The sequence below is a fragment of the Actinokineospora sp. genome (assembly GCF_050699995.1).
Lineage (GTDB): Bacteria > Actinomycetota > Actinomycetes > Mycobacteriales > Pseudonocardiaceae > Actinokineospora.
Map to the genome: position 1 here is coordinate 1 of NZ_JBOHGC010000463.1, position 6,099 is coordinate 6,099.

Sequence of the window (6,099 nt, forward strand, 5' to 3'; positions counted from 1 at the left end):
CGTCAAGACCGAGCACGCCAATGGACTCTTCACTGGCGTGACCCTGCAGCTGGAAGTGCAGGGCCTCTTGGCCCAGGCGACCACGATCGACACCGATCTGAATTCCGTCCTCAAGCGCATCCTGTCCGGCGAAATTGACGACGCGGGAGCGACGACGCTTGAAGCGGCCGCGGAAGCGGGCGAAGACCGCATCGTCGACGAGCAACGACACCGCGATCTGTTGGCGAAATACCAGGTCAAGACCGACGGTATGACGACGTGGCCCAGCGGACTGACCGGCTGGCTCGCCGAGCGGGCGGGCTTCTCGAAGGAGCGGATCACCGAGAGCGAGGCGAAGCTGCTCGACGACCTGCAGGCGCGCAAGGGACTCATGGGACTCAAGGAGTTCGCCGACATCCGGCAAACCGCTCTTCACACCGCGGAGGGCAAGTTCGAGGGCAAGGGCTTGACCGACGGGCACGCGGACGCCTTCCGGCATGCCTACTGGAACGCGTTGATGACACAGCGGTACGGCGAGCAGTGGGCGAGCGAGTTCGCCACCGCCCACGAACGGAACCCGTCCAGCCACCCCATCCCGGTGGGCATGGACCTGCACAACAACGAAGTCGGCCGCGAGATCGCGCGCGCCAACCCGGACGCCAACCCCGAAGAACTCGCGACGCTGGTCGAGCAGGCGGTCAAGGACGGCAGGATGGTGATCATCGACAAGGACGACACCCTGGTGCCGTCCAACGAGGCTGACCCCGGCGACACCCGAGACACCAGGAACAACCCCTGGCCGACCGACAACCCCGGCCGCGGCGACGACCGGGATCCCGGCAAGCCGTCGGCAACCCCGGACCAGTACTGACCATGCGCTCGATACTGACTCTGATCACTTTGCTCGCCCTGCTGGCGGGATGTGGCTCGAACACCTCGGGAGTAACGGTGGAATTCGACGACGACCTCGAGAAGGCGATCACCACACTAGCCCGCTCGGGCGGCTCACAACCGCTCAAGGACCTGGCTCCCGGCGACTGGACGGCCGTGCACATCCTCACGGGCCCCGCATCCGGCGCGCGGATCGAGCGGGAACTGGGCCGACCCGCCGAGATCGACGGCGAGGGCACACACGGCGGTGACTACGTCCAAGACGGCAACCTCCTCGTCTTCCAACGCGACGACAAGATCGTCCGGATGGTCAGCCTCGGCCAACTCGCCGCGCTCGGTGACGGGACATACCGCTCGGACGTAGTCCTGCGGGCGCACAGCGGCGCCATCAAGATGACCAACCCGGACGGAAGTCCCGCAGGCCGCTGACTGGAAGATCGCGGCACCTACCTCGCCGAGTCCGAGAACTTGGCGGTCGCCATCGGCGGGTCTGCTGATTCCCCTGCGTCCGCTCGTCGACAGAAGAGCGCGTCGTCAGGCGCGGGCGCGGCAAGGGATTCAGGATTTCGGAGTTTGGCGGCAGCGGTCGTCGATGTCGGGAATCCAGTAGCAGAGTTCGAGTGTCTTCATGGTCGCCCAGTGCCCGAGGCGGCGGGCTTGGACGATGAACGCGAAGAATCCGCCCAAGAGCAGAACGGCGCATCCCGCCGCCAGTGCGGCATGTCCGACGAACAGCTCGACCACCGCGGCGCCGGAGCCCAAAGCCAGTGGGGGTGCGGAGTTGCGCAGCATCAGGCCCGTCGCCCGTAGTCGTTTCACCTCGATGGCGACGTCCTTGTCGTGCAGCTCTATGGCGGCCAGTAGAAGGGATCTGTCGATGTCGACGAAGTCGCGGCCTTCGGCGGCGGGAACCCGCTCCAGGAATTCCCGGCAGGGAACGGTAGAAGTCCGCCAGTTCGAGAACCCGCGGGCAGTCGAGCACGACGCACTGCAGTTTGCCGATCATCGGCGTGTCCTCACAGTCGGTCCAGGACGAGCCGGTACGCCGCCCGCAGATCCTCCTCCGACAGCGGCGGCAGCATGTGCCCCGCGCCGACAAGAATCGCGTAGAGCAGTTGGCCGACGTGGCGGGACTCGGTGGCGTCGCGGCCGTGGCGCAGCCAGAGGGACTCGAGGTAGGCGATGCGGGCCTGGTCGACCCTGGTCATCATCGCCGCAGCGTGGGCGTCCTGCTGCGCCCAGGCCCGCATCGCCGTCTCCAGCCCCTGCTCCTGGCTCGCCAACACCATGTCGAGCAGGCGGTCGAGCATGACCGTCGGCTCGCTCGGCAATGCCTCCAACTCCTCGATGTAGCGGTCGGTGCAGACCTTCTCGAAGTGGTCGAGCAGTGCCCCCTGATAGCCCGCCATGCCCGCGAAGTGGTGGTAGAACGACCCCTTCGTCAACCCGAGCCTGCCGCTGAGCCGCTCGATCGTCAGCGCTTGGGACCCTTCGGCGGCCAAGACCGCAATGCCCTCGTCCAGCCAGTCCCGCTTGCCCATGTTCTCGCGACCCTCCCATGCCATGCCATACCGTATGGTACGTTATTGTCAGGTCGGCAGGGCCTGGGGGTCTCTGCCGACCTTTTGCCCGGATTCGGCCGCCGGCCGGTTCCGGACAGGACTTCGCGGGCCGTTCGTTTAGGTTGTGGGGGTGACCAGTGAGACGACCTTTCTCCGCCTTCAGGCGCGCACCCAGCGCTTCACCCTCGGCTCCCCCCGCGAGTTCCGCGTCGCCCCGGACGGCTCGTACGCGCTGTTCCTGAGGTCGGCGACCGGCGAGGACCGCACCCACATCCTCTGGAAGCAGGACCTGGCGAGCGGGACCGAGACCCGCCTCGGCGACCCGGCCGTGCTGCTCGGCGGCTCCGAGGAGCTGTCCCCGGAGGAGCGCGCGCGCCGCGAGCGCAGCCGCGAGCAGGGCGCCGGGGTGATCGGCTGCGCCACCGACGCGCAGTCCCGAATGGTCGCCTTCGCCTTGTCCGGCCGCCTCTTCGTCGCCGACGCGCACACCGGCGAGACGCGCGAGCTGGCCACCGCGACCCCGATCATCGACCCGCGCCCCGACCCGACCGGCACCCACGTCGCCTACGTCGCCGACGACGCCCTGCGCGTGGTCGGTGTGGACGGCGCGGGCGACCGGGCCATCGCCACGCCGGAGGGTGAGGGCCGGGCGTGCGGGCTCGCGGAGTTCGTCGCGGCCGAAGAGATGAGCCGGTCGCGCGGCTATTGGTGGTCGCCGGACGGCACGAAGCTGCTCGTCGCGTTCACCGACAAGCGCGAGGTCCAGCGCTGGCACATCGCCGACCCGGCGAACCCCGGCTCGGACCCGGTCACGGTGTCCTACCCGGCCTCGGGCACCCCGAACGTCAAGGTCGGCCTCGCCATCGTCAGCCTCGACGGCACCCGCGTCGACGTCGACTGGGACGGTGAACTGGAGTACCTGACGACCGCGCACTGGTCGGCCGCGGGCAAGCCGCTGATCGCCGTGCAGTCGCGTGACCAGCGCATCGTGGAGATCCGCGCGGTCGACCCGGACACCGGCGCCACCGAGGTCGTGCACACCGACACCGACGACACCTGGATCGAGATCGTCACCGGCGTCCCCGCGTGGACCCCGGACGGCAGGCTCGTGCGCGTGGCCGCCGCCGACGGCGCCAACCGCCTGTTCGTCGGCGACGAGGCCGTGTCCGGCGACCTGCAGGTCCGCTCCGTGCTCGACATCGGCGACGACATCCTGTTCACCGCCTCGGCCGACGACCCGACCCAGGTCCACGTCTACCGCACGGGCGAGAAGGTCGCGCAGGTGTCCACTGTGGACGGCGTGCACACGGCCGCCCGCGGCGGGGACGTGACGATCCTGACGTCCTGGTCGCTGGACTGGTCCGGCCCGAAGGTCAGCGTGCTGCGTGGCGGTGAGGTTCTCGGTGAGGTCGAGAGCCTCGCCGTGCGGCCGCCGCTCACCCCGAACGTGCGGCTGCTGACGGTCGGGGAACGCGGGCTGCGGGTCGCGGTCCTCTACCCGACCGGGCACGTGCCGGGCACGAAGATCCCGGTCCTGATGGACCCCTACGGCGGCCCCCACGCCCAGCGCGTGCTGTCGACCCGCAACGCCTACCTTGTCCCGCAGTGGTTGGCGGACCAGGGTTTCGCCGTGGTCATCGCCGACGGCCGCGGCACGCCGGGGCGCGGCCCGGAGTGGGAGCGCGCAATCGCTTTCGAGCCCGCCGAGGTCACCCTGACCGACCAGGTCGACGCCCTGCACGCGGTCGCCGCCGACCACCCCGACCTGGACCTGACGAAGGTCGCCATCCGCGGCTGGTCCTACGGTGGATACCTGTCGGCGCTGGCGGTCCTGCGCGCGCCCGAGGTGTTCCACGCGGCCATCGCCGGGGCGCCGGTCACCGACTGGCGGCTCTACGACACCCACTACACCGAGCGCTACCTCGGCCACCCCGACCAGAACCCCGAGGTCTACGACCGGAACTCCCTGATTGACGACGCGCCCAAGCTCGACCGGCCGCTGCTGATCATCCACGGGCTCGCGGACGACAACGTCGTGGTGGCGCACTCGATCCGTCTGTCGAGCGCCCTGGTCGCGGCCGGTCGCCCGCACGCGCTGCTGCCGCTGCCGGGGGTCACCCACATGACGCCGCAGGAGGACGACGTGGCGGAGAACTTCATGCTGATGCAGGTGCGCTGGCTGAAGTCGGCGCTTGGTCTGTGAGTGTTCGGGGCCTGACCTATTTCAACAGGTCAGGCCCCGTTCCAGCCGGTGAGTGTCGGTGGTTCTGGCTAGGCTCCGACGGGTTCGGTCCAAGTCTGGTGACAAGGAGAATCCGGTGGCTTCCCGTCTCAACCCCTACCTCAGCTTCAACGGCGACGCGCGGCAGGCGATGGAGTTCTACAAGGAGGTCTTCGGCGGCAATTTGACGCTGAACACCTTCGGTGAATTCGGCATGCCGGACGCGCCGGAGTCCGACAAGATCATGCACGGCATGCTCGAGGCGGACAACGGCTTCACCCTCATGGGCGCCGACACCCAGCCCGGCCAGGAGTACAACCCGGGCACCGCGTTCGCGGTCAGCCTCAGCGGCGACGACTCCGACGAGCTGCGCGGCTACTGGGACACGCTGTCCGGCGGCGGGACGGTGCAGGTGCCGCTGGAGAAGCAGATGTGGGGCGACGAGTTCGGCATGTGCAGCGACCAGTACGGCGTGGCGTGGATGGTGAACATCGCCGGAGACCGGTCGAAGGTCTGAGCGACACCGCCGGGAGCCGCGCACGACACGTGCGCGGCTCATTCCGCTGTGGCTCACTCGACTGTGAAGACCCGCTTGCCCCGGTTGTGGCCCGTTTCCACGAGTTTGTGGGTGGCGGGCGCGTCGGCCAGGAGGAAGGTGCGGACGGGCAGCGTGAGGCGGCCGTCGGCTACTCGCTGGGCGACTTCCGCCAGGGCGGAGGGGTCGCGTTCGTTGGAGCCGAAGAGCGGGACGCCCAGTTGGTAGGCGCTCATGTCGGAGATCGTGATGATCCGGGACGTGCCGCCGCGCAGGTCGATCGCGTCGGGGAGGCCGCCTTGGCCCATGTCGAACACGGCGTCCACGCCGTTGGGGGCTTCGGCGCGCACCCGGTCGGCCAAGCCGGGGCCGTAGGTCACGGGCGTGGCGCCCAGGTCGTGCAGGTGGTAGTGGTTGCCTTCGCTGGCGGTCCCGATCACGGTCGCGCCGCGCTCGATGGCCAGCTGCACGGCGACGGTCCCGACCGCACCCGCCGCGCCGTTGATCAGGATCGTGTCGCCGTCGGCCAGGGCCAACTGGTCGAGTACCCCGGTGGCCGCTTCGGCCGCGATGGGCAGACCCGCCGCTGTTGCCCAGTCCAGCTCGCGCGGCTTGGGCACGACTTTGGTGACCAGGGTGTATTCCGCGTACCCGCCGGTGTCGGCGAAGCCGAACACCTCATCGCCGACCTCGGCCCAGTCGACGTCGGGTCCGACCTGGTCGACGGTGCCCGCCATCTCCAACCCGGGAATCGTGGGCAGCGTCGTCGGCACATACTCCGCCAAAAACCCGCGCGAAGCTTGGTGTCGTACGGGTTGATTCCCGCCGCCCGAACCCGGACCCGCGCCTGCCCCGGACCGGCCTCGGGCGTGGGCACGTCCTTGAGGTGCAGGACATCCGGGCCGCCGTAT

The 6,099-nt window shown here is 69.2% G+C and carries 6 protein-coding genes and 1 pseudogene; 4 read left to right on the plus strand and 3 right to left on the minus strand.

What is annotated here, in order from left to right; genetic code table 11:
- Positions 1–850: DUF6973 domain-containing protein (locus ACRDSQ_RS22900; protein WP_431423919.1), on the plus strand; the 850-nt coding region annotated here is incomplete at its 5' end.
- Positions 851–927: 77 nt separating this feature from the next.
- Entirely contained in the window at positions 928–1,299 is a 372-nt protein-coding gene (locus ACRDSQ_RS22905) for a hypothetical protein (protein ID WP_431423920.1), read from the plus strand.
- Positions 1,300–1,428: 129 nt separating this feature from the next.
- Here the strand turns inward: ACRDSQ_RS22905 and ACRDSQ_RS22910 are convergent, their stop codons facing one another.
- A complete protein-coding gene (locus tag ACRDSQ_RS22910; RefSeq protein ID WP_431423921.1) occupies positions 1,429–1,689 on the minus strand; it encodes a hypothetical protein in 261 nt (86 codons plus the stop codon).
- A 197-nt stretch (positions 1,690–1,886) separates the two neighbouring features.
- Complete coding sequence (locus ACRDSQ_RS22915; RefSeq protein WP_431423923.1) at positions 1,887–2,435, minus strand: TetR/AcrR family transcriptional regulator; 549 nt, start codon at positions 2,433–2,435, stop codon at positions 1,887–1,889.
- A gap of 127 nt (positions 2,436–2,562) precedes the next feature.
- Here ACRDSQ_RS22915 and ACRDSQ_RS22920 point away from each other — a divergent pair, with 127 nt between their 5' ends.
- Both ACRDSQ_RS22920 and ACRDSQ_RS22925 read left to right on the plus strand, forming a co-directional pair.
- Positions 2,563–4,635, plus strand: coding sequence for a prolyl oligopeptidase family serine peptidase (locus tag ACRDSQ_RS22920; RefSeq protein ID WP_431423924.1), 2,073 nt, complete (start codon positions 2,563–2,565; stop codon positions 4,633–4,635).
- A 115-nt stretch (positions 4,636–4,750) separates the two neighbouring features.
- Positions 4,751–5,170, plus strand: a complete 420-nt coding sequence (locus ACRDSQ_RS22925) for a VOC family protein (protein ID WP_431423926.1) — start codon at positions 4,751–4,753, stop codon at positions 5,168–5,170.
- A 53-nt stretch (positions 5,171–5,223) separates the two neighbouring features.
- Here ACRDSQ_RS22925 and ACRDSQ_RS22930 read toward each other — a convergent pair.
- A pseudogene (locus tag ACRDSQ_RS22930) lies at positions 5,224–6,099 on the minus strand (NADP-dependent oxidoreductase); the annotation flags it as partial.